Here is a 21,339-nt window from a genome sequence, read left to right as displayed (position 1 = left end):
GAGCCGCCGCCATCGTAGTGCTCGCATCGCTATTTTTCCGGCCGTCTCGACAGTTTTCGCAACGCGCCCCATCATCCCGAAGGCGAATGGATCGCCGCCACGCGCGGTCGGGAGTGTTGAATGCAGCGTCGGGACTTTCTGAAGCTTTCGGTTGGAACTGCGGCCGCAGCGGCGTTCGCGTCCCGCGCCAACGCGCAAGGCGCGGTGAAGGAAATTCGTATCGGCTATCAGAAGACCGGCGTACTGGTCATCACGCGTCAGCAGGCTGCCTTGGAAAAGCATTTCGCTCCCTTAGGCATCAAAGTGAAATGGGTCGAGTTTTCGTCGGGGCCGCCGATGATGGAGGCGATGAATGTCGGCAGCGTCGATCTCGGCGCGGTCGGCGATTCCCCGCCGGTGTTCGCCCAGGCGGGCGGAGCGGCGATCGTCTATGCTGCGGGCCAGCCCATCACCAACGGCCAGGGCATCCTGGTGCCGAAGGATTCGCCGATCCGCACGATCGCCGAATTGAAAGACAAGCGTATCGGCTTCACCAAGGGCTCCAGCGCCCACAACATCGTGGTGCAGACGCTGGAGAAGGCGGGCCTCACCTACGCCGACATCACGCCGGTCCATCTGACGCCGCCGGATGCTGGGCCTGCTTTTGCCAATGGCAGCATCGAGGCCTGGGCGATCTGGGATCCTTACTTTGCGATCGGCGAGACCAAGCAGGGTGGCCGCATCCTGATCAATGCGCGCGACGTCACCAGGACCAATTCCTTCTACATCGCCAATCGCGAGTTCGCGAAGAACCATGGCGCCATCCTGCAACAGATCGTCGATGTGACGACTGCGGCGGGCAAATGGGCCGAACAGCACCGCGACGAGGTCGCCAAATCGCTCGCCGCAATCACCGGCGTCCCGCTGGGCATTCAGACCATCGCGGCCAATCGCGCGAACTTCGTGGGCGGCCCGGTCACCGACGACATCGTCGCGACCCAGCAGGGCGTCGCCGACCGCTTCTACAAGCTCGGCCTGATCCCGCAGCCGATCGTCATCCGCGACATCGTCTGGCGCAACCCGGCAGCCCGATCGTGCCGACCAGCCTTCCCATCCAAAAGGGTTTGAACATGAGGCCTATCGTTCGGCGTCTGATCGCAGCCATCGTGCTGTCGATCGGCATCGTCGCCGCCGCGGTCGGCACCTCCTCCGGACAGGACAAGGTCGTCCGCATCGGCTACCAGAAGTATGGCAAGCTGGTGCTGCTCAAGAGCAAGGGCACGCTGGAGCCGAAGCTCGCCGCCGACGGCTACAAGGTGGTGTGGACCGAATTCCCCTCCGGCCCGCCGTTGCTCGAAGCGCTCAATGTCGGCGCGATTGATTTCGGCAACACCGGCGAAGCCCCGCCGATCTTTGCGCAGGCCGCCGGCGCGCCGATCCAATATGTCGCCTATGAGCCGCCGGCGCCGAAGGGCTGACCTGCCCCTGCGTATTTCCTCCAGATGGAGTTAGAGTCCGGCCCGAAGAAGGACGGACAGATGAAGCGAGCAAGGTTCACGGAAGAGCAGATTATCGCAGTGTTGAAGGAGCATGAGGCTGGGGCAAAGACGGCCGACCTGGCTCGCAAGCACGGGGTCTCGGAAGCAACGATCTACAATTGGAAGGCCAAATTCGGCGGCATGGACGTTTCAGAGGCGAAGCAGCTGAGGGCGCTGGAGGACGAGAACGCGAAGCTGAAGAAGCTTCTAGCCGAGCAGATGCTCGACGCCGCCGCCCTTCGCGAGCTTCTTTCAAAAAAATGGTAGGGCCCGCCGCCAAGCGCGCTGCGGTCCGCGCATCTGCAGGCCGTCATGAGCCTGTCGGAGCGGCGGGCCTGTTCGATTGTCGGAGCGGATCGGAAGATGATCCGCTATCGCTCCAGCCGTCCTCCGGACGCGACTCTCCGTGGCCGGCTGCGTGACCTTGCCAACGAGCGGCGGCGTTTCGGCTACCGCCGGCTGTTCGTGCTGCTGCGGCGGGAGGGTGAGCCATCGGGGATCAACCGGATCTACCGGCTTTATCGCGAAGAAGGGCTCACCGTCCGCAAAGCGGCGGGCTCGCCGCAAGGCCGTGGGGACCCGAGCCCCAATCCTAGTCGAGGCGATGCCCAACGCGCGCTGGTCGCTGGATTTCGTCCACGACCAATTCGCCAACGGGCGGCGCTTCCGCATCCTCAACATCGTCGACGACGTCACCAAGGAATGTCTGGGCGCCATTCCGGATACGTCGATCTCAGGACGACGCGTCGCTCGCGAACTGACGGCCGTCGTCGAACGACGCGGCAAGCCAGGAATGATCGTATCCGACCACGGCACCGAGTTCACCTGCAATGCCATGCTCGCCTGGTGCAGGGACGCAGCCATCGACTGGCACTTCATTGCACCGGGAAAGCCGATGCAGAACGGCTTCGTCGAGAGTTTCAACGGCCGGATGCGTGACGAGCTGCTCAACGAGACTCTCTTCTTTGATCTCGACGACGCCCGCGCCAAGATCGCCAATTGGGTTGCCGACTACAATCTTCAGCGGCCTCACTCGTCGCTGAAATACATGACCCCCGCGGCTTATGCCGCCCACCTCACCGCAACGGACGATCGGCTACGCAACCCCGACCAGCTCCGCCGATCGTCCGTTGCTCCAACCGCGCCACTTGGCGTACAAAACCCCGAGGCTCTAACCGCGGCCGGATGAAAGTTCGGTGGCAGGTCAGGGCGAGGCGATCCTGGTGCCGAAGGACAGCCCGCTGAAATCGGTTACTGAGCTCAAGGGCAAGAAGATCGCGCTGAACAAGGGCTCCAACGTTCACTACCTCCTGGTCAAGGCGCTGGAGAAGGCGGGCGTGAAGTATTCCGAAATCGCGCCGGTGTTCCTGGCGCCGGCCGATGCGCGCGCCGCCTTCGAGCGCGGTGCCGTCGATGCCTGGGTGATCTGGGATCCGTTCCAGGCCGCCGCCGGTGGTTCTCAACGAAGGCGGAAGAAGCAGGCCAACGAGAGAACGTAGTGGCCGCCGTCGTGGGACACAGCAAGGATGGCTTGACGTTCGGCCTGTACTCGAAGGCTCAACTGGTGGAGCTGAAGCGGGAATGCGTAGAGGCCGTTAAGCTGCCGCATTAATTCTTCTTCTGCGATTTGAGCAACTTCAGAATCAAATCAAAATTTGTGAGCGGCTTATCCTTCAAAGCATCGTCATTGGCGAAAAGCTCAGCTTCTATTGGAAAAAATTGGGCCGATTGTTCGCGTGTCCTCAGAGACAGCTTGTCGCCCGCCCTCTGAATGTCGAAGACAGCATAAACAACTTCCTTTCCACCGATGTAGTCGAAAGCATAGGCATCCAGCTTGCCATGGCGCAGGTCGCCGCCCAGAGAATGGTGGGATGGATCGTGGCGCTCAAACCGTTAGACCATATTTCTCCATCCGCCTTCCCACTGTAAACGCGCATTTTCAGCGCAACCGGCATGGCATCGCTGGTTGAGGTTATATCGCCCTCGTTGGTCCATGAGCCGGTGAACTCGGTATTAAGATTCCACCACGTTGCAATATCCTGTTTGGCGGCGGGTAATGTGGGAGAACGAATGGATTTTCTGCGGCAGATCGAGAACTCCGACAAATAGCGTCGCCGCCCAACCGGACACAAGGATGAGAGCCTGTCCTGCTTTCGAGAAATTCATTACAAAATGTCCACCCCCTAGAATTGGGCCCAAACTTTACACACCGCGAAAGGAGGTGGGGAGGAAGCGCATCAACCTGTACACAATTTTGGAGTTTCTCACGCGAGGCGGATGGTGCGGGAGCTGCAACACAACTTTCCCCACACGACCACTATCAGGCAGCGCGGCTAGTCCGCAGCACCGCTACCAGTGACCCAACGCGTTGCGAAACCAAGGGTGGAGCCACTCCTTCTCTTCGATAGGCACTTTTGCAAACTGAGGCCCCGACGCATATGCGGCCACGCTATATGGCGCGAACGACAGTGACAATGCGTCGTCCTCAAAGACAAATGCGTTGAAGCATTCCCAATCATTGGTCCCGGAGAGAACCGTCCCCTCCTGATCCTTCAATGATTGCTCGGGGTCATCTGGGCAGAGGAGCTGCTTTCTTACAGAGGCCTGGATCGCGGCAAACGCTGCTGCTTCATCCAAAAAGAGAGCACGCAGGCTTGGAAGTTGTAGAAGCGGATCGAGCAGGAAACAAAACGAGCGAAATCCCATGTGGGGATGGGCGCTCCCGCACCAGTACCAGCTGTAAACATACTGGAGAGAGAGGACCTTACCAGAGACCTTCGGTTCTGCTGGAAAGGCTTCCCAAGTATTAGTGCGTGAGAAACGCTCTTGGCCGAAATTGTATAAAGAAGAGTCTTGTTGAAGTTTCACTTCACGTTGTTCAGCGACATCCGAAAGCAGCCCGCCCCGGATGATGTCTGTGACCTCGCCAATCTGGTTAAACTTTTCAGACCTGAAGTGTAACAGTTTGAATTTCGCGTCATAGCCGGGCAGCCCGTCCCATTTGTCGCGATAGGTAGAAGTTGACCACGCTATGTTCAATTGGGCTTGGGTGTCAGACGTATTCTTTCCAAGCTGCTCCAGCTGATGCCGGACTCGTCAAGTTTCTCGAAACAGTCTCTATCCTCTGCATGAACGAAATGAATATGCTTAAGTTCGTCAGGAACGAGTGCGTCTGCATCCAGCATAACGGGAATGAGATAGATGTCGCCCGCAAGCTTTTCGGTCGCCCGGTCCAAGGCCATCTTGATCTCGCGCTGCACGTAGCCACGCCGATCAATGGAATTGTTTGAGACGAAGACTACGATCAGAGTGGCTCTGTTTAAAGCTCGCTGAATTTCAAAGTCCCAGTTTTGACCTGCCTTCAATCGCGCCGAATCCATCCACACATCGTACCCCTGGCGACGGTGGCTTCGGTCGGAAGTCCGCCCTCGATCAACCGGGTCGCGGCCGGCGCCTGCATGACACCGTCCTCGCAAGCACGGCAGGCGTATTTGGGACGCCGGGTCACGAGGATCTGGAACTGCGCCGGGACCAGGTCCAGCCGCTCGCTTCTATCCTCGCCGATCCGATGTAACTCGCCTTGGCAGCAGGGACAGATCTTATGGTCGATGTCGATAACGACCTCGATCCGCGGCAGATGCGGCGGCAAGGCGCCACGGTTACCGCGGCGCTTGTGAGCCCGCGCATCACGGCCTTCAGGTGCGCTGACGTCCTGCGCTGTCTCGCCGTACGCTGCCACCTGCTCGACGTCTTCGAGACCCAGCAGCATCTGATCTTCAGGCAGCGTCTCCGCCCGCCGGCCAAAACGATGTCGCTGCAATTCCTTGATGATCTGACGCAGCCGTTCGCTTTCGCACCGCTCGGCAAGCAGCATCGCTTTCAGCGTCTCAGGATCGTCAGGCAGGGCGTCGCTCACACCCAATTCAGAGCATATTCGCCGCCATCTGGCGACGGGTCCGACGCTCCTGATTCACTTCGCCGCAGCGCCGCCAACAACTATCCCGCTTGTGTTGGCGCCGGCGTCGCCCGTGCTTCATGCACAAGCCGCCAGTCGAGCCCCTCCAGCAGCGCCGACAATTGCGCCGCCGACAGACGCATCACGCCGTCCTCGATCTTCGGCCAGCGGAAGATCCCATCCTCGAGCCTTTTGGCGAATAGACACAAACCCGTTCCGTCCCAGAACACCAGCTTGATCCGATCTGCCCGCTTGGCCCTGAACACATAGACAGCTCCCGAGAATGGGTCAGCCCCCATGCTCTCGCGCACCAGGGTCGCAAGCCCTTCCATGCCCTTGCGGAAGTCTACCGGTTTGGTCGCCACCATCACCCGGACCGCGCCCGACGGACCGATCACCGGCTCGCCTTCAGCGCCTGGACGATTGACGCAATCATCGTTGGGTCCGCACCACGACCGGCCCGGATCGTGATGCCGTCGACTTCGATCTCAATGATCCCGGCATCCGGCTTGGGCTTGCAACGCACCGGTTTGCGCTCACGGCCAAGAGCGGCCGCCGGCACTACGGCATCCACCACCGCCGGCACAAACTGTACTTCTTCTGCTTCGGAATGACCGTCCGCTGCTTCTCGCAACTGACGGCGCCAGCCAAACAACTGCTGCGGCGACAATCCATGCCGTCGCGCTACCGAACAGACCGAGTCGCCGCTCGCCACGGTCTCCGCAACAATCCGCGCCTTGTCCTCGTCGCTCCACTTCCGCCGACGGCCGGCTCCGGTGAAGACCTCAAGCCGACGCACCGGCTCCGCGATAGCATTTCGCACTGTGTCCATTCTAAGCCTAACGGTTCAAACAACCGCAGACTCGCAGATCACCCCGTCATCCGGTAGGTGGCCGCTGAACAGCGCTTACGAAATGTCGGCTGCGGGCCACGCCTCATTCGGGAACGCTGATGGGTGGCCTGGGGAGATAAGAAGGCGTGCCGGGCTGGGCGCGGGAAGCCGACCGTCGAAACAGCTCAAAGCTGCCGGGAGAAAAGTGCGTCAGAAATTATTCGAGCATCGACGGTACGATTGGACTTTAGAGTGAAAGACGAGAGCGGATAACGTAGCCGTCTGGAACCTTGACGCCGAACTTCATTAGCAATGGCTCGAAATCTAAAAGCTTGGTGGCTTTAATGCATACACCAAGGTTGTTGGGGACAAGTGATTGCACCATCGGAGTTAGCTGAGTAGGTGCTGGCCGCATAACAATCTGACCGTCAGTTGCGTGATTATACACACCGAACACGACTCCAATCAGGGCGGCGCGGCTTCCAAACTGAAGATGCCCAGCCCGATCTGCCCAGGCCCCTTGATTGTACAGAAACACAGGTGACCCGCTTGAGCCCGGGAATATTGCTGAATCGAGCAGGAAAAATGGATCGCCCCGGAAATCAAGGTACACGGGCGTTGCCGTAATACCGCGCCTCAAAACTGGAACGTTGTTTATCGTATCGGAAATTCCATCCGGGTAGCCCACGACCAGTATTTCCTCCAACGGCGTGAGCTCTTTGAGCTGATCATCACTCGGTATCAAGGATTGATCGCACGTCGCGACCATGTAACGCTCGCCTGCATCGGCTAGCTTCTTAAACCCGGGGCCGGTAATGGCCGCGATAAGATCGGTTTTTGGATCGGGATGAGGAAGCCATGCAGCGACTAACTCTGAGAGCTTTATACGTTTCGTCTTTCCAAAATCAGGATTTCCGTCGGACTTCTGAGCTGTGAGAGTTATGAATGCATCGGCCGCCTTGTCGATAACGTGTTTGTTCGTGATGATTGCTTGAACCGCGGTGCCGCTATGATTGAGAAATGAGAAGAAGAATCCGGTGCCAGTTGAAAAGACTTTTCCCTCGGCATTTGTGCACTCAATCAAGGCCGTCGCATGTAATAGCTGCTCGGTTACCGTCAACTTAGGAACCGGGACCGGCGGTACTTCAGTTAGAGGCTTATCGGTTTGTGCGAAGGCCGATGATGAGGATAGCGCCAAAAGGGAGCCGACACTCCCTGCAATCAGACTTCGGCGGCTTATTTCCATAGGAGTAACCATGCCCTCTTACGGCTATCCCGAGTAAGTATCGAACCGGCCATGCTTTACGCCGCGAATGTACCCGCGCGACACGCGCTCTTCCATCTCGCGCTCTAAAAACTCGTTCGCAATCAACAGGGCCTTCACAGCTTCGCGTGCGTCACCGCCGCAAGCTGCGATTGCCTGATCGGCAGCGGCTTCTAACTCTTGTGCGTCCGACTGGAGTGTTGGGGTGGCAGCGGCAGGCATTCCTCTATCTCCCGCAAAACTCTTTGCAAAGTTCTCATTTCGTTCTAAACAAGTCAAGGTAAGGAGAAAGCAAAAATGCGCGTGTGGGCGGTCGTCTTTTTCGGATCGGTGCTGGGCATTGCTTCGTCTGCCAATGCAGGCGCTCTCGATGACGCTGCAGCAGCTGAGCGTCGGGACGATTGTCAGACAGCAGTTAGGATGTATCGGGAGTTAGCGGCACAGAGCGTTGCACGGGCGTTCTCCAGGTTAGGCTACTTTAGCAGTATTGGTTATTGTGCAAAGCGAGACTGGCTTGAGGCTGCAAATTGGTACAGCCAAGCCGCCGATGCCGGAGATCAAGAGGCGGTTGCTTCGTTGAGTCATATCGGGCGCAATTGGCGCTTCATGTATCGGGGACAGCCCCTACCATCCACTGTGTACGCCGCGATTGAGAAAGCAGCGAAGAAAGGGAGCGCCGTCGCTCAATATAGTCTCGGAGTGATGAACTATCCGATTGGCGATGCAGCCTTTGACGCGACGAGACCTCCTCCAGGTGTCACAGGTAATTTGCCTGAAGCTATTGCGTGGTTCCAACGGGCGGCGGTTCAAGGTGATTTCGATTCATTAGTATCGCTCGCCACCGCGTATACGGAGGGGATCGGCGTTCCGCAAGACTACGTTGAAGCGCATAAGCTGCTGAATGTCGCGGCTCTCAGAGTCAAATACGCCGACATGCGCACCGATATCATCAAGCGACGAGACGAATTGGCGACCAGGATGACGGCGGCTCAGATCGGCGAGGCTCAGAAGCTCGCCCGAGAATGGAAGCCGATCCGTTGAAAGCAGTGGTTCTCGCAACCTTGCTGGCTCTGGTCCTGTTCTCTCATGACGTGAGCGCCACAGGCCTCATCGAGGGACAGGCCAGTATCATTGACGGCGACACGCTCGAAATCCACGGCACGCGCATTCGACTGTGGGGCATTGATGCACCTGAAAGCTCGCAGCTCTGCCGCGGCAATAACAGCTTGCTTTATCGTTGCGGAGCGAAGACGGCGAATGAGCTGGACGCGTTTATAGCGACAAGGCCGATTAGCTGTGAGCCGGTGAGCCGTGATGTCTACGGTCGTACAGTCGCAACGTGCTCAGTGGGCGGCGTTGACCTGGGGGATTGGCTTGTGCGCGGCGGACTCGCGTTTGATTGGCCGCGCTACTCGAAAGGCAAGTATGACGCCGCGCAACGCGAGGCCGATCACGCGGGCCGGGGAGTATGGGCGGGCAGCTATGTTGTGCCTTGGGCGTATCGAGCTTGCATAAACCAGGGCGGTAGGCCGGAAGGCTGTTCGGATCACTCCGGTACGAAGCCGTAGAAGTCAGTTCTCCCGTGGTAGCTTCGCGATAGTTCGCCGCAGCATGATTTCAATGCACCGAGCGCAGATCAGTTCGCCGTGACCTGAGGGTGGGTCGAGCACAACCAGCGCTTCTGGTGCGTACTCTTCTTCACAGTAATCGCAGCGGAGCGTTTCCGGCATAGCGTCCCTTGTCACTTGCAGGCGAATTCCAGATCGTCCAGATCGCGCGGTTCTTCTTTGCTACTTTCCTTCGCGCTCACGAATTTCATATGCACCCGAGGCGGAACCGCGAAGTCAACGTCGAGAAATGCTATTTCCAATTTCATGCTGCTCTGGATTCGCTTAGCGGTCACAGCGCTAAAAATTAGAGCTGAGACCAACACCCCGCTGCTCGGGGCTTTTGTGGCGATGGCGCTTACCTTCTGTGGGTCGGCATTGCCGTTGGACTTCAACCGCAGTCGCGCCTTTGGCGGGAGGCCACACGTGACTTTGAACGTGGTGACCTCATAGCCCATCTGCTCAAGCAAGGGCAAAGCGTCGCCGACCTGTTGAGTGTTTTCCGCTCGGATCGGATAGGTCGGGAAGCGATAGGTTCGGCATTGACGGCAAAGAGACCGATGATCGAAGGCATCATCTCACGGGCGGACTTGGTGATGCTGTCCAGTCTGCTCGGAGCGACGTCTTCGGCCTGAACAGGCATGGCGGCAAACACCAAATTGGCAACAAGCAACGCAAAGACTGTGGAAACCGTGCGCACTGAAAGACCCCTAGCCCATTTGACTCGATACAATATCAACCAGGAGGTGCGCGCAATGGGGCGTGCGCCTAAAGTCTAGGGTCGGGGACAATGTCGGTTTGGGTGCAATATTCTCGGGGTGATGGGCGGTGGAAGGAAGCTAGATCGCAATACCGGGCAGCTCAATACCTCCATGCCGCTAATACTCCTCCTCACCGCCTATCAGCACCACGAGGAGCGCGAAACGGGCCTGGGCTGCCCAAACGAGAGTACTAAGCTCATCAGCGTGTGCCGGTAGATTGTCGTTGTGCAATTTTGCTCGCAACAGTACCCTAACTGTCCTTGCAGCCAGTTTGTAGGGCATCATGGATTAGCCGGGACAAGCGGGAGTGTATCTTGGTCAGCAGTGATCACATTCGGCCGGTGCCCGAGCCAGCTGAAGAGTTGGCCGTTTCCGGGACGGACATTGGGAAAGCCAGTGAGACGGAACGGATCGCACTAGCGGAGGCCATACCTCTGATCCGATTTGCCGCCGAGCACAAGAAGCTTGCCCCGGAGTTGACTTCCGCTCTGACGACAGCCCGATTAGCTGCCGAGCGAGATACTTGGTCTCCCGAAGTCGCGACAAAGTTTTGGGATGCTTTTTCGCGATTGTGTCTGCTCATACAGCCAACTACGATGGATTCGCTGGCCGCCTCCAATCGGACGATTGCGATCCGACATTGGGTAGGATTCCGCACCACAAGAACATCGTTGGCTGAACGTACCTCAAAGCGCTATTTATTTTCGCTTGGTGTTCTCATTCTGATTATCGTTCTGTTGCAACTCCATGTTTGGATGTGCACGAGCCTATCGAAACGAATAGACGAGATAGTCACATCTAATAAGTCGCGGCTTGTTACCCTCTCCGAACAATTCATTTCACTGAGCGCAGATACCACAGCGCCTAATCATCAATGGACGGCCGACGAAGGCGCTAAGGGCAACAGAATTACCAGTGAATCATTGGCGCTGAACGCTGATGTAGATCGAATAGTTTTTGAAGCCCAGATGCTGGATCGGATTGCAATCCCGCTCGGCGCCAATCTTCAACCGGTCCCGCTAGCTGTGGCGCTCGATCCTCTCGATACAGGACTATGGTACAAATCATTCCGAAGCACCGTAGACCGATTCAACCGTGTTATGCCGATTGTAACAAGGACCCAAGAACGCGCCAGCTTGGTTATCGGCGTTACAAACTCCTACATTCTCCCGGTACTCTTCGGTGCCCTAGGCGCGGTAGCGTACGTCGTCAGAACAATCTCCGACCAAATAAGATCGACAACCTTTTCACTAAGCTCGCCGATCCGCCACTTTATGCGGGTAGCATTGGGTGTTGTCGTTGGAGCGGTAATCGGGCTATTTAACGGCCTTTCGAGCCAGCTAACCTTGTCGCCCCTAGCTCTCGCCTTTTTGGCGGGCTACGGCGTTGAAGCCGTTTTTTCGATGTTTGACGGACTGCTCGCCAAAATCAAGGACAAGTAATCCAGACCGTTTTCACGCGGGGTCAACGTAAGGATCGGCTGCAAGGCCTAGGTAGTCGAATGCTCATCGACCACCATCACTGATGGGATGCGGTGAGAGCAGCTTCATGGTGCGTCTGCTCATAGTCCTCAAAGTGACCCAGAGGCTATCACCTCCACACGCCGGACCAACTCAAGGGGGCGTAAGCTTGAGCCCAAAAGGGCCGGAGCCCAATGCACCCAACCCAATGCCTCACCTCAATGCCTCTCAATGTGGTGAGGGAGAGATTGACCACCAGGGGAGCACAAGACCAAGGCTCCTGGGCCACACTTCAGGGTCTCCATATCCCAATTCCATGCTCATCCATTACCGCCATCATACCGTGAGGGTCACCTGACGGGTGCTCGAAACTGAGGACTCAAGGTGGTTACCTCAAGGCCATAGGCTCGGCGCCGGCTCAACGCCATCCACCAAGCTGTGCATGATGTTGGTGGTCGACACACTAATCGTGCGACCGAACGCTTGGACTGGAGCGTACCCATAAGGTTCTGTAAGACTAGAATTCAGAATCGAAGAGGATGAATGGTGCAGGACTCGCTTCAACTTTTGACTGATCTGGATCAAATCCGTGAAGCCTTTTCCGTTTGGCGCAACGCGATGGAGCAGCAAGGGCACAGGGTCGGTAGCATATCCGAAGGGAAGATTTACTTTCGCAGAAAGGGAAGCGATTTCAAACTCGGCTTGGACCCTGCTGGTGATAACTGGACTGTTGAGTTGAATGAGCCTGAGCAAGGAACGGAGAACCCGCTATCTGGCCTCGCGCGAAATTCAACTGGGCAACGCTATCTGCTTAGGCAAGGCACGCTGCACAAAAATGCGCAATCTGCTCGCGTAGAGAGCCATGATTTTGAAGAACGAACCGGGCTTAAGCCTGCTGCCGTAACGATAGACGGCAAGCCAGCAAAACGGACGTGGTTCATAGTGACGGCGCTTGACCGCCCCGCAGCGGAAATCTGTCAGAACACGGCGGCCTTTGTAGATCGGTGCGGTCTCGCCAGGAACCCAGATGCTGCGGCGGCGGCAAAACAGGACGATGAGCGCCTCGTCGAACTATTCGGTCCGCCCGAGAAAGGTGGCGAGATCGCGGGGCAAGCTACGGTTAGTCGCAATGAGCGATGGCGCATCCATGGTGAAGTCTGGCAAAAGCTCAAGGCCCTCCTCGAAGCGGATGGGCGTAAACTCGTTAAACCCCTGCACGTTTACGGCTACGAGGTTGATGGTGTAGTCGAAGCCCAAGCTGGGAAGCTGCTGCTTGAGATTAAGACGTGTGTCGCGGCGGCGGACGTTTACGAGGGCATAGGTCAGCTAGCCCTTTATCCGAGGTTGTTGCCGCGGCTTTCCGGTCACCGTCGAATTCTGCTTCTTCCAGGCTCACCCAGCGACCCGCTCATTGCAGCGGTCGGTGAATGCGGGGTTGAGCTTCATTGCTACAAGTTTCAGAAGAACGGCGAGAAGGTGGATGTCTGCTTCTCTCCGCAGTTTCTCAAGGCGTGTGATCTCGATCCCTAGCGGTATGTCCACCCGTTGCGAGCTAAGGCATGCGCCAAGCCAACCTGACAAATCCAGCGGGGCTTCTATCTGTTCCGTCGCTCTCGCCAGCGGCCTTTATCGAGCCCCTTGCCGAAGCCGCGCCCAAGGCTGCCCTTGGTGACATGCCCCGTCATTGCGTCGTGAATCTCTCATAGAAGCCAGCATGTCCGGCAGGTGGTGGTCATGACAAAGTATCCGTTTGTGCCGCAGTTGAGCCGGCAGGAAGCGCACTATCTTTGCGAACGATATGATTCAGACTCTGACTTCTGGTTCGATGTAGCTGGGCGGAGCATTCAAAAGGGGGATTACTCGCGGCGGCATTTCGACGTGATTTTTAAATGGAAGACCAGAAATAGGGGCAAGTCTCGGCCGAAAAAGAACAAGACCGTCAAGATTGAGCAAGCGTTGCGGCGGGCCGTAGAGCAGGCGGACAAGCCCATGATAGCCATTAGCGAATTGATCAGCTTGGCGGGCGTGGGAATTCCGGTCGCGTCCGCAATTATGGCGGCAACGCTTCCCGAGCGGTTCACGGTCATCGATTTTAGGGCGCTGGAGGCGCTGGGCGCGAAGGGATATTCAACCGTCTCCATCGGGAAGTATCTGAAATACGTCAGCTACTGTCTGGACCTTTCGGCCGAATGGGGCATGAGCCTTCGCGAGCTAGATAGGGCTCTTTGGAAATGGTCCGAGAAACAAAGTGCCGACCTGCTGCGATCCACACGAACCCAGTCGTCATCCTGGCGTTAGGGGCAGGCGTTGGGTGCAACGTTAGGGTACATCAGTTACCCAGCGCAATAGAATCTAATAATTTCAATCACTTGGTTGCGCCGCTGGAGGCTGGCTGGGGAACGGCAGTCCTACGGCATCAAACCGATTACCGATGCCGTCATCGGCGACCAGCAACAGGTCGCCTACGCGTTTTTCGCGCTGGGCCTCATCCCCAAATCCATCAAGATTTCCGACGTAGCGCGCAAACCAGGAACATGAGCAGCACGATGAGTAAGCAAGCGAGTGCCAACATCGGTTCCTGCCGACCCACGGTGACGGCCGCTATCTCGGCACCGGCATTGGCGGCTGCGAGGTCAACTTCAACTATCTGCGCCAGATCGCGCAGGCCGCTGACCAGCTCGGCTATTTCGGCGTGCTGCTGCCGACAGGGCGGTCTTGCGAGGATTCCTGGATCGTGGCCTCGAGCGTGGCGCCATTCACCGAGCGCCTGCACTATCTCGTGGCTGTCCGCCCCGGCCGGCAATCGCCGAGCGTAGCGGCGCGCATGACGGCGACGCTCGATCGCATCTCCAACGGCAGGCTCCTAACGGTTTGTCGGTAAGGCGGGCTGGGCGCCGACCGCTTTGCAGGCAACCACTGGGTGACATTCGTCTCTGGCGTTCCGCTGCTGGTCGGCGCCTTGTCGGCTTCGATTGCGAGGTCGAGGAGATCGTTGGGCGGCATTCGCTCGGCCTCGTCATCGGCAATGTCAGGGAGATCAGAAGCTCGAGCCGTACCGCCGCGCTGGCCTACTTATTTGCGGTGCGGGAGAGCCTTATGTCGCGGCGCCCTGGCTCTGGTCGGACCAGTTTGAGCTAAAACTTCAGATCGCCGGGCTCAATGCGAATCATGACCGTGCCATCGTCCGCTGTGACGGCCGGCCCCTCAATAAGCAGTCGACGGGTGCGCCGCCCTTGTTAGCATCCGCCCAGGCGGAGCGCACGCTGCGGCGACGAAATTGGTCCGGAATGGCCGAGAACAGCCGCGTCGGGACGAGCTTTGGTGGATGCGCCAGATACGTCATGGTGCGACATCCAGATGGCGACGCTGCCGGCCTTCATAATTGTAACCGAACAGCTTGGGCATCGGCCCCTTGTTGCGGTCCTTGCGGCCAGTCTGCTCCCAGGCGTGGGACAAGATGCCGACCGCGCGCGACAGGCAGAAGATGCCGCGGGCCAGCGGCGCGGCGAAGCCAAGCTCGCCATAGATCACGGCGGTGGCGCCGTCGATATTCATCGGAATGAGTCTGCCCTTGCGTTGCTGCAAGAGGCCTTCGATTGCGCGCGCCGCCTTGGCATACTGGCCGCCGATGCTGCCGTCTGCGACGGCTGCATCCACCAGTTCCAGGAGCGGTGCCGCGCGCGGATCGACCGGATGAAAGCGATGACCGAAGCCAGGCACGTATTTGCCGCGCGTCGCGGTGAAGTGGTCAATGCCTGCTGCCGCGGCTGCGCCGATCTCCTGTCCGCGGCTGCGGCGGAGTACGTCGTCATAGAGCTCGATCGCCTGCTCACCGGCGCCGCCATGTACGTCATCGAGGGTGTTGATCGCCGATGCCATCGCACCGTTAAGCGGTAGGCCACAGCTCACTGCCATCTGCGCAATTGCGATTGACGGAGCATGCGGTCCATGGTCTACGGACGCGACGAGTGCAGCCTGCAGCAGCTTTTCCTGCTGCGGCGTCGGCAGCTCGCCGCGCAGCATCAGCCAGATCATCGCCGGAAAGGAGATGCGGCCGATCAATTCCTCGATCGGATATCCGCGATAGGCGATGCGTCCTGGAGAGATATCGCAGATCGAGGTCCGCCACCATTGCGCAGCGGCCTGTTCCAGCGTGGATGCATCGGTCATCGTCGATCCTTTTTTTCAGTGACTTGCCGGTCCGTTCAGCGAGCAGGCGCCAACCCTGTTAGGCGCTTCTTGTCGAGATTGTCTCCACGGAGGGCGGCAGGCCGATGGCCCCGTTCGCCACGAGTCGCTCGGTGTCCTCCTGCGAATAGCCGAGCCGTGTCATCCAGTGCGCGGTATCGGCACCGAGTCCGGGCGGCGCAGTCGGCGACGGAAAGTCGTCTTCCAGGCGAAAGCCCGGCCGCGCCACGCGCAACGCCTCGCCATCGCCGCGTGCGGCCGGCAGCGTTTCGATGAAACGGCGTCCGACAACCTGCGCTTTGGCGAGGACGTCGGCGACCTTGAGCACACATCCGGCCGGCACGCCGGCCGCGTTGAACTCTGCCTCCCACTCCTCGGCCGGGCGCGCCGCAAGCGCGCGGTTCAACTCATCGCTGAGTGCACCCCGATTGGTCTTGCGGGCCTGACGGTCGGCGAAGCGTGGATCGGATTTCAGTTCCGGCCGGCCGATCAGGTCGCAGAGCGCCTCATAATGCTTCTGCTCATTGGCGGCAATGTTGAGCGGGCCGGTCGCGGTCCTGAAGGTGCCCGATGGCGCGGCGGTAAAGTTTTCGTTTCCCATAGGCTGCGGATCGATGCCAGCATTGAGATGGTTCGACACCACCCATCCCATGGCCGCGATCGTGGCTTCCAGCAGCGAGACGTCGATGAAGCGGCCTCGCCGGGTCTGGCGCTGCTCGACCAGTGCCGCAGCGATGGCGAAAGCCGCAGTCAGGCCCGCGATAGTATCTGAGATCGGAAAGCCGGTGCGCAGCGGCGCCGAGCGCGAATCGCCCGTCACGCTCATCGCACCCGACAGGCCCTGCACGATCTGATCGTACGCGGGGCGTCCCGCCCAAGGGCCGGTCTGGCCGAAGCCGGAAATTGCGCAATAGATCAGGCGTGGATTGCGGTTCGCCAATGTCACAAAATCGAGCCCGAGCCGCTCCATCACCTTGGGCCGGAAATTCTCCAGCACGACGTCGGCAGTGGCGACGAGGCGCAGGAAAACCTCCTTGCCGTCCTTCGATTTCAGGTCGATCGCCACCGACTGCTTGCCGGCATTGACGGCGACGAAGGACAGACCCTGTAGGCGCTCCGACATCTTGGGATCGGCGCCGAGCCGGCGTGCAAGATCGCCGCCCTTGGGATTCTCGATCTTGATCACTTCGGCGCCGAGGCGGGCGAGGTGATAACCGCAGAACGGGCCGGCCAGCACGTTTGACAGGTCGAGGACACGAGTACCGGACAGCGGCAGGGACATCTGATCAACTCCGGAAGACATTGCGAGCGCGGCGCGGCGTCACTTCGATTGCCGTGCCGCCTGCTCGACGAACTTGTTGGTGAAGGTCTTGCTGAGGTCGATCTTCGCGGCAGCGATCTTCGGATCGGAATCGCTGAGGACTGCGAGCGGCACTTTCGCGGACTCCAGGTCCTTCAAACCAGTCTGCGAGAACAGATCCTTCGACGCCTTGAGAATCTCGATTTTGATCTCGGTATTGTCGGTCTTGTAGCTGGCGGGATCGCCTCGACCAATTGTTCGGTCGGCACCGAATTGATCCCGCGATGGGTTTTCAGCAAGGCCTTGACGAGCCGTTGTACCGTCTCTGGATTTTTGTCGATGAACGATTGCTGCAGGTAAAGACAGGCGGTCGGAAAATACCGCCGAACGCCTGCTTAGAGCCTTCGTGGGTGCGCGCGTCGAACAGCGGCACGGCGGCCTTCTTGCGCGCAGAGCATCGTGGCGATGGGATCGAAGTAGACCAGCGCGTCGATGTTCTTCGCCTCCAGTGCAACCATGCCCGGCGCACCGCTGCCGACCGGGACAATGTTGATGTCGCGCGGACCGAGCCCGGCCTTCTTGATGTAGTAGCGCGCCATGGTGTCGGTCGAGGAGCCCGGTGCTGTGATGCCGAGTTTCAGCCCCTTGAGGTCGTCGCCGGTCTTGACCTTTGTCCGCGAGGCCGCTGCGTACCCCGATCAACACGCCCGGGATATCGTTGAGCAGGAACACGCAGCAGATCTGCTTCCCAATGCGGACGTCGCCGACCATGCGGTTCGCAGGCCTTGTATGGACTTCGAGCGCCGAGAACGGTTCGTCCATCAGTACGATCCGCGGCGCCATGATCAGGGTCTGCGCCATGGCCACGCGCTTGCGCTGACCACCGGAGAGTTGATGCGGATAGCGTTCCTCGATTCCCTTTAGCCCAACCTTGGCAAGCCACGGCCGGGCGCGCTCGTGCGCCTGCTCGACCGACTGTCCCTGAAACACGAGCCCGAGGCCGACATTGTCCTGCGCGGTCTTCCGGGGCAGGAATCCTTCCTGTTGCAGCATGCAGCCGGATTGACCGCTCAGCCCGGCGAGCGGCTTGCCGAAGATGCGCACCTCGCCGGTGGCCGGCTTCAGCAGTCCGGTGACGGTGTTAAGGATGGTGGACTTGCCGCAGCCGGTCGGGCCGATCACTGCGACGAATTCGGCGTCGCCGATCGAAAGGTTCATGCTTTGGACGGCAGTGAAATCGCCGAAGCGGATCATCACGTCCCGCACATCAACGGCCGCTGCGTGCCTTTCCATTTATTCCGCTCCGTAGAACTTATTTTAGTGTGAAATCCTCAAGTCATTTAGGCCGCGGAGTCTCAAGGTAGTTCTATGACAAAGAACGTGTAGAGGTAATTCACTATTGTATTAATCCGCCGTCCTGGAATAGTTGTTCTGTAGAATAGAACAGAATCGCAGATGACCAAGACTGGTGTGGATGCCGTGGCGCGCGCGCTCGCCATTCTCAAGACGTTCGGGCCTGAGCGCCGCGAAATGAGGCTGACCGACCTCGCGACGGCCACCGATCTCTACAAGAGCACGGTGCTCCGGCTCGCAGCGACGCTGGAAGAAGGCGGCTTCCTGACTCGCGGCAGTGACCGGCTGTACCGACCGGGGCCGGAGCTCTGGCGCCTCGGATCCCTATATCGCCAGAGCCTGGATCTCGGCGATCTCGTTCGGCCGACTTTGCGCCGGCTGGTCGGGGCCACCGGAGAAACGGCGTCGTTCTATATTCGTGACGGCAGTCAGCGCATCTGCTTGTACCGTGTGAACTCGCCGCGCGCCGTCAGGCATCATCTCGACGAGGGGCAACGGCTGCCGCTCGATCGTGGCGCGGCCGGGCATGTGCTCACGGCCTACGGCGAGAGCACGGCGGCCAGCCGTAAGAAAGTTCTCGCGCAGGGATATTACGTCTCGCTCGGCGAGCGCGATCCGGAGGTCGCCGCCGCAGCGGTGCCCGTCATTGACGGCCACGGCAAATTGCGGGGCGCGCTGTCGGTCTCAGCCATCCGTACGCGCTTCGACGCACAGGCACAGAAGACCGCGTTGAAAGCCCTCAAGTTGGAAGCGCGGACGCTTGCCGGATTGTTGCCAGCAAGCGAGGCCTAGAATCCACAAGCGACGAACGACCTCAACGGATCGGCCGCGAAGCTCTTTCCGATGTGCCGACAATGGTGGCGCTAGTAGCACGCTCCCAGTAGGTTCGCATGGATAAAGGCTCGTGGTTGGCGATCGGAACGAACGTCCGGATTGAGCTGCATCGATTTCCAACCATGCTCGATTAGCGTTCCGCTGTATCCTTTGATTTCAGTTTCTCGCCAATTGAGAGCGATCGTCCCAAAGTTTCGGCGACATTTCGTAGTGCTGCCAAACGCTCCGGTAGTTGCTCGTTCATGATCCGCTGCAGAGGCCCGGTGATTCCAAGAGCGTAAAACACACGCCGATCGGATAAGAAAACGGGCACACCAATGGCGGCCAATCCTTCGTCGATCTCTCCGATGCACGTAGCATAGCCTCGGGTCCTGACGGCAGCGAGCTCCTGCTCGACCCACGCTCGGTCATTGCGTGTATTCGCTGTGAGCAGAGGAAGATCGCTCGACATTGCGTCTGCCAATACGGCTTCACCTTGATAAGCCATGATCGCCTTGGCCGTTGCAGCTGCATGCACCGGCATCTCGATCCCTGGCTGAACGTAACCTCGCCAGCGTACATCTGGTGAAACTGAAATCGCCACGACGACGCGCGCGCCGATCAGCCGCGTGAGATAGCAGGTCTCGGACGTCGTGTCGGTCAGCTGCTGCAGATGTCCGCGTGCAAGGGCGGCAATCCATCCGTCGTCCGCAGTTGCGTGCAAGAGCCGTAACAGGCGATCGCCGAGCCGATAAGCGCGTCCGCCGACATTGTCCTTCGCAAGTCCGGCCCGCACCAGGCCCTTCAACAGCCGGTGTGCAGATGTCTTCGGAAGATCGAGCAGCGAGGACACGTCTGCCAGCGTCAGCGCGCCGGGAAACGTTGCGACGAGTTCGAGGACTTGCATGTAGCGGTCGAGAGGACCCGCGGTCTCATCGGCGGTTGTCATTCAGTATGCCTCACAAAGGGAAATTTCATGCGTGCGCGTCCCGTCCAGCCGCTTGACTCCGAGAGCCCGACCAATTTAGGGTTACGCAATATCGGAATACTGTTCCGGAAAACGGAACGAATGTCAATAGCGATTTTGCAGGCAGCACACTTTGTGCTGCCGCAACGGGGAAGCGCCACGAGGCAATTATGAAGATGACGAGGCAGGAGTTTCTGAAAGCATTGTTTGCGGCGACCGCAATGCCGTGGATGGCAGCCGCGCGGGCCGAGCAGGGAGGCCCCATCCTGGTTGGCGCCACCGTGCCAATGACCGGACCGTTGTCGCTCACTGGCAAGCAGTATCACAACTCTCTGATTATGGCCGAGGAGGACATCAACAAGGCCGGCGGCATCAACGGACGCGACCTCAAGATCGTCTTCGAGGATACTCAGGCCTCCAACAGCACGGCGGTGAACGCGTTCATCAAGCTGGCACAGGAAACCAAGCCGTCGCTGTTCTTCCTGTCGAGCTATTCGACACAGAACCTGGCCGTGTCACCGGAGCTGAAGAAGGTGCAGGTGCCCGCCTTCTATGCTGGCGGCGCCGATGTCGTCGCCGAGGGTGGCAACGAATGGATGTTCCGCGTGCGGCCGGCCGACAGCGTGTCAGCCGAGGGCATGGTGCAGTGCGCCCTTAATGTGCTGAAGGCCAAAAAGCCTGGCATTCTCTATATCCAGAACGATTTCGGACAAGGCGGCGCCCAGACTGCGGCCGCCCGTTTCGAGGCCGCCGGCGTGCCCGTGGTCGGCACCGGGGCCTATGGTCAGAACGATAAGGATTTTTCGGCTCAACTTCTCGGTCTGCGCAGCAAGGGCATCGATGTCCTTCTGATCTTCAACTACCCACAGGACGGTGCGCTGGTGCTGCGTCAAGCCAAGATGCTCGGCCTTAAGATGCCGCTGGTGACCTCTTCGGCGGCACTGGTACCGGCGGCGCTGCAGCTGCTGTCTGCAGCCGATCTCGACGGCGTGTGGGGTGTTGTCGACACTTTCATCGATGCATCGGCCGGTGGGCGCATGCAGGATTTCGTCGAACGCTTCAAGGCGAAGTTCGGCACCGATCCGGATCCCTACGGGCTCGCCTATTATGATGGCGCGATGCTGGCCGCGAAGGGCCTGCGCAAGGTTGGTACCGATCCCAAAGCGCTGCGGGATTGGTTTGCCTCCGTAAAGGGATGGCAGGGCATTGGCCATCTCTATTCCTATGATAGCAAGGGCAACGGCGTATTCGATCTGGCGGTCGTGAAGTCCAAGACTGGGACCAAATCGCTGGAATTGGTTCAGACCATCAAGTTGAACTGA

The 21,339-nt window shown here is 59.1% G+C and carries 20 protein-coding genes and 8 pseudogenes; 14 read left to right on the top strand and 14 right to left on the bottom strand.

What is annotated here, in order from left to right; genetic code table 11:
• Positions 1–120 precede the first annotated feature (120 nt).
• The 4 genes and pseudogenes from P6U29_RS31945 to P6U29_RS31930 form a co-directional block, all read left to right on the top strand.
• Entirely contained in the window at positions 121–1,107 is a 987-nt protein-coding gene (locus P6U29_RS31945) for a sulfonate ABC transporter substrate-binding protein (RefSeq protein ID WP_407114300.1), read from the top strand.
• Between the two features lie 2 nt (positions 1,108–1,109).
• A pseudogene (locus P6U29_RS31940) lies at positions 1,110–1,454 on the top strand (sulfonate ABC transporter substrate-binding protein); the annotation flags it as partial.
• Positions 1,455–1,517: 63 nt separating this feature from the next.
• Positions 1,518–2,706 (top strand): annotated as a pseudogene (locus P6U29_RS31935) (IS3 family transposase).
• A 10-nt stretch (positions 2,707–2,716) separates the two neighbouring features.
• Positions 2,717–2,968: pseudogene (locus tag P6U29_RS31930) on the top strand (ABC transporter substrate-binding protein); the annotation flags it as partial.
• A 291-nt stretch (positions 2,969–3,259) separates the two neighbouring features.
• On the opposite strand, the gene P6U29_RS31925 reads toward P6U29_RS31930, so the two are convergent.
• The 8 genes and pseudogenes from P6U29_RS31925 to P6U29_RS31890 form a co-directional block, all read right to left on the bottom strand.
• Complete coding sequence (locus tag P6U29_RS31925; RefSeq protein WP_407114299.1) at positions 3,260–3,622, bottom strand: hypothetical protein; 363 nt, start codon at positions 3,620–3,622, stop codon at positions 3,260–3,262.
• A gap of 244 nt (positions 3,623–3,866) precedes the next feature.
• Positions 3,867–4,556, bottom strand: a complete 690-nt coding sequence (locus tag P6U29_RS31920) for an RsiV family protein (RefSeq protein ID WP_407114298.1) — start codon at positions 4,554–4,556, stop codon at positions 3,867–3,869.
• On the bottom strand, positions 4,553–4,897 hold the full coding sequence (locus P6U29_RS31915) for a toll/interleukin-1 receptor domain-containing protein (protein ID WP_407114297.1): 345 nt from the start codon (positions 4,895–4,897) through the stop codon (positions 4,553–4,555). The genes P6U29_RS31920 and P6U29_RS31915 overlap by 4 nt, the downstream gene beginning before the upstream one ends.
• A 17-nt stretch (positions 4,898–4,914) precedes the next feature.
• A pseudogene (locus tag P6U29_RS31910) lies at positions 4,915–5,391 on the bottom strand (IS66 family transposase zinc-finger binding domain-containing protein); the annotation flags it as partial.
• Positions 5,392–5,513: 122 nt separating this feature from the next.
• Positions 5,514–5,870, bottom strand: a complete 357-nt coding sequence (tnpB, locus tag P6U29_RS31905; protein ID WP_092304020.1) for an IS66 family insertion sequence element accessory protein TnpB — start codon at positions 5,868–5,870, stop codon at positions 5,514–5,516.
• Positions 5,867–6,304, bottom strand: coding sequence for an IS66-like element accessory protein TnpA (gene tnpA / locus P6U29_RS31900; RefSeq protein WP_407114296.1), 438 nt, complete (start codon positions 6,302–6,304; stop codon positions 5,867–5,869). Before tnpA ends, tnpB begins: the two co-directional genes overlap by 4 nt.
• A 247-nt stretch (positions 6,305–6,551) precedes the next feature.
• Entirely contained in the window at positions 6,552–7,562 is a 1,011-nt protein-coding gene (locus P6U29_RS31895) for a serine protease (protein ID WP_407114295.1), read from the bottom strand.
• A 12-nt stretch (positions 7,563–7,574) separates the two neighbouring features.
• A complete protein-coding gene (locus P6U29_RS31890; protein ID WP_407114294.1) occupies positions 7,575–7,790 on the bottom strand; it encodes a hypothetical protein in 216 nt (71 codons plus the stop codon).
• A gap of 75 nt (positions 7,791–7,865) precedes the next feature.
• On the opposite strand from P6U29_RS31890, the gene P6U29_RS31885 reads away from it, so the two are divergent.
• Together P6U29_RS31885 and P6U29_RS31880 are read left to right on the top strand one after the other, a co-directional pair.
• Complete coding sequence (locus P6U29_RS31885) at positions 7,866–8,609, top strand: tetratricopeptide repeat protein (RefSeq protein ID WP_407114293.1); 744 nt, start codon at positions 7,866–7,868, stop codon at positions 8,607–8,609.
• Entirely contained in the window at positions 8,591–9,136 is a 546-nt protein-coding gene (locus P6U29_RS31880; RefSeq protein WP_407114292.1) for a thermonuclease family protein, read from the top strand. Before P6U29_RS31885 ends, P6U29_RS31880 begins: the two co-directional genes overlap by 19 nt.
• Before the next feature lie 173 nt (positions 9,137–9,309).
• Here the strand turns inward: P6U29_RS31880 and P6U29_RS31875 are convergent, their stop codons facing one another.
• Positions 9,310–9,645 (bottom strand): hypothetical protein, encoded by a 336-nt coding sequence (locus tag P6U29_RS31875; protein WP_407114291.1) that lies wholly within the window; start codon positions 9,643–9,645, stop codon positions 9,310–9,312.
• Between the two features lie 605 nt (positions 9,646–10,250).
• On the opposite strand from P6U29_RS31875, the gene P6U29_RS31870 reads away from it, so the two are divergent.
• From P6U29_RS31870 to P6U29_RS31845, 6 genes and pseudogenes are all read left to right on the top strand, one after another.
• Positions 10,251–11,378 carry a hypothetical protein gene (locus P6U29_RS31870; protein ID WP_407114290.1) on the top strand — a complete coding sequence of 376 codons (1,128 nt, stop codon included), beginning with the start codon at positions 10,251–10,253 and terminating at the stop codon, positions 11,376–11,378.
• Between the two features lie 561 nt (positions 11,379–11,939).
• Entirely contained in the window at positions 11,940–12,926 is a 987-nt protein-coding gene (locus tag P6U29_RS31865) for a hypothetical protein (protein ID WP_407114289.1), read from the top strand.
• A gap of 204 nt (positions 12,927–13,130) precedes the next feature.
• Entirely contained in the window at positions 13,131–13,694 is a 564-nt protein-coding gene (locus P6U29_RS31860; RefSeq protein ID WP_407114288.1) for a hypothetical protein, read from the top strand.
• Positions 13,695–13,974: 280 nt separating this feature from the next.
• Positions 13,975–14,262: pseudogene (locus P6U29_RS31855) on the top strand (LLM class flavin-dependent oxidoreductase); the annotation flags it as partial.
• A 15-nt stretch (positions 14,263–14,277) separates the two neighbouring features.
• Positions 14,278–14,468: pseudogene (locus P6U29_RS31850) on the top strand (flavin reductase family protein); the annotation flags it as partial.
• Positions 14,469–14,470: 2 nt separating this feature from the next.
• A pseudogene (locus tag P6U29_RS31845) lies at positions 14,471–14,551 on the top strand (hypothetical protein); the annotation flags it as partial.
• A 184-nt stretch (positions 14,552–14,735) separates the two neighbouring features.
• Here P6U29_RS31845 and P6U29_RS31840 read toward each other — a convergent pair.
• The 4 genes and pseudogenes from P6U29_RS31840 to P6U29_RS31825 all read right to left on the bottom strand — a co-directional run.
• Positions 14,736–15,566: a citryl-CoA lyase gene (locus tag P6U29_RS31840; RefSeq protein WP_407114287.1), complete on the bottom strand. Its 831-nt coding sequence runs from the start codon at positions 15,564–15,566 to the stop codon at positions 14,736–14,738.
• A 58-nt stretch (positions 15,567–15,624) separates the two neighbouring features.
• A complete protein-coding gene (locus tag P6U29_RS31835) occupies positions 15,625–16,866 on the bottom strand; it encodes a CaiB/BaiF CoA transferase family protein (RefSeq protein WP_407114286.1) in 1,242 nt (413 codons plus the stop codon).
• A gap of 413 nt (positions 16,867–17,279) precedes the next feature.
• On the bottom strand, positions 17,280–17,513 hold the full coding sequence (locus tag P6U29_RS31830; RefSeq protein WP_407119464.1) for an ABC transporter substrate-binding protein: 234 nt from the start codon (positions 17,511–17,513) through the stop codon (positions 17,280–17,282).
• A gap of 238 nt (positions 17,514–17,751) precedes the next feature.
• Positions 17,752–18,102: pseudogene (locus P6U29_RS31825) on the bottom strand (ATP-binding cassette domain-containing protein); the annotation flags it as partial.
• 261 nt (positions 18,103–18,363) lie between these two features.
• Between P6U29_RS31825 and P6U29_RS31820 the strand changes: the two are divergent.
• The gene (locus P6U29_RS31820) at positions 18,364–19,029 is read left to right on the top strand and encodes an IclR family transcriptional regulator (protein ID WP_407114285.1); all 666 of its coding nucleotides are present in this window, start codon (positions 18,364–18,366) and stop codon (positions 19,027–19,029) included.
• Positions 19,030–19,201: 172 nt separating this feature from the next.
• Here P6U29_RS31820 and P6U29_RS31815 read toward each other — a convergent pair whose 3' ends face one another.
• Positions 19,202–19,999, bottom strand: a complete 798-nt coding sequence (locus P6U29_RS31815; RefSeq protein ID WP_407114284.1) for an IclR family transcriptional regulator — start codon at positions 19,997–19,999, stop codon at positions 19,202–19,204.
• A 188-nt stretch (positions 20,000–20,187) separates the two neighbouring features.
• On the opposite strand from P6U29_RS31815, the gene P6U29_RS31810 reads away from it, so the two are divergent.
• Entirely contained in the window at positions 20,188–21,339 is a 1,152-nt protein-coding gene (locus P6U29_RS31810; RefSeq protein WP_407114283.1) for an ABC transporter substrate-binding protein, read from the top strand.

It is taken from the genome of Bradyrhizobium sp. LMG 9283 (assembly GCF_045571415.1).
GTDB lineage: Bacteria > Pseudomonadota > Alphaproteobacteria > Rhizobiales > Xanthobacteraceae > Bradyrhizobium.
The sequence above is the reverse complement of the archived record's forward strand: the minus strand, read 5'-3'. Positions and strand labels throughout refer to the sequence as shown.

Bases quoted from the DNA above. Each gene is read 5' to 3' on its own strand.
- P6U29_RS31945 (WP_407114300.1), top strand. From the start codon at position 121: ATGCAGCGTCGGGACTTTCTGAAGCTTTCGGTTGGAACTGCGGCCGCA.
- P6U29_RS31915 (WP_407114297.1), bottom strand. From the start codon at position 4,897: ATGGATTCGGCGCGATTGAAGGCAGGTCAAAACTGGGACTTTGAAATT.
- tnpA (WP_407114296.1), bottom strand. From the start codon at position 6,304: ATGGACACAGTGCGAAATGCTATCGCGGAGCCGGTGCGTCGGCTTGAG.
- P6U29_RS31895 (WP_407114295.1), bottom strand. From the start codon at position 7,562: ATGGTTACTCCTATGGAAATAAGCCGCCGAAGTCTGATTGCAGGGAGT.
- P6U29_RS31890 (WP_407114294.1), bottom strand. From the start codon at position 7,790: ATGCCTGCCGCTGCCACCCCAACACTCCAGTCGGACGCACAAGAGTTA.
- P6U29_RS31885 (WP_407114293.1), top strand. From the start codon at position 7,866: ATGCGCGTGTGGGCGGTCGTCTTTTTCGGATCGGTGCTGGGCATTGCT.
- P6U29_RS31880 (WP_407114292.1), top strand. From the start codon at position 8,591: ATGGAAGCCGATCCGTTGAAAGCAGTGGTTCTCGCAACCTTGCTGGCT.
- P6U29_RS31865 (WP_407114289.1), top strand. From the start codon at position 11,940: ATGGTGCAGGACTCGCTTCAACTTTTGACTGATCTGGATCAAATCCGT.
- P6U29_RS31860 (WP_407114288.1), top strand. From the start codon at position 13,131: ATGACAAAGTATCCGTTTGTGCCGCAGTTGAGCCGGCAGGAAGCGCAC.
- P6U29_RS31840 (WP_407114287.1), bottom strand. From the start codon at position 15,566: ATGACCGATGCATCCACGCTGGAACAGGCCGCTGCGCAATGGTGGCGG.
- P6U29_RS31835 (WP_407114286.1), bottom strand. From the start codon at position 16,866: ATGTCCCTGCCGCTGTCCGGTACTCGTGTCCTCGACCTGTCAAACGTG.
- P6U29_RS31815 (WP_407114284.1), bottom strand. From the start codon at position 19,999: ATGACAACCGCCGATGAGACCGCGGGTCCTCTCGACCGCTACATGCAA.
- P6U29_RS31810 (WP_407114283.1), top strand. From the start codon at position 20,188: ATGAAGATGACGAGGCAGGAGTTTCTGAAAGCATTGTTTGCGGCGACC.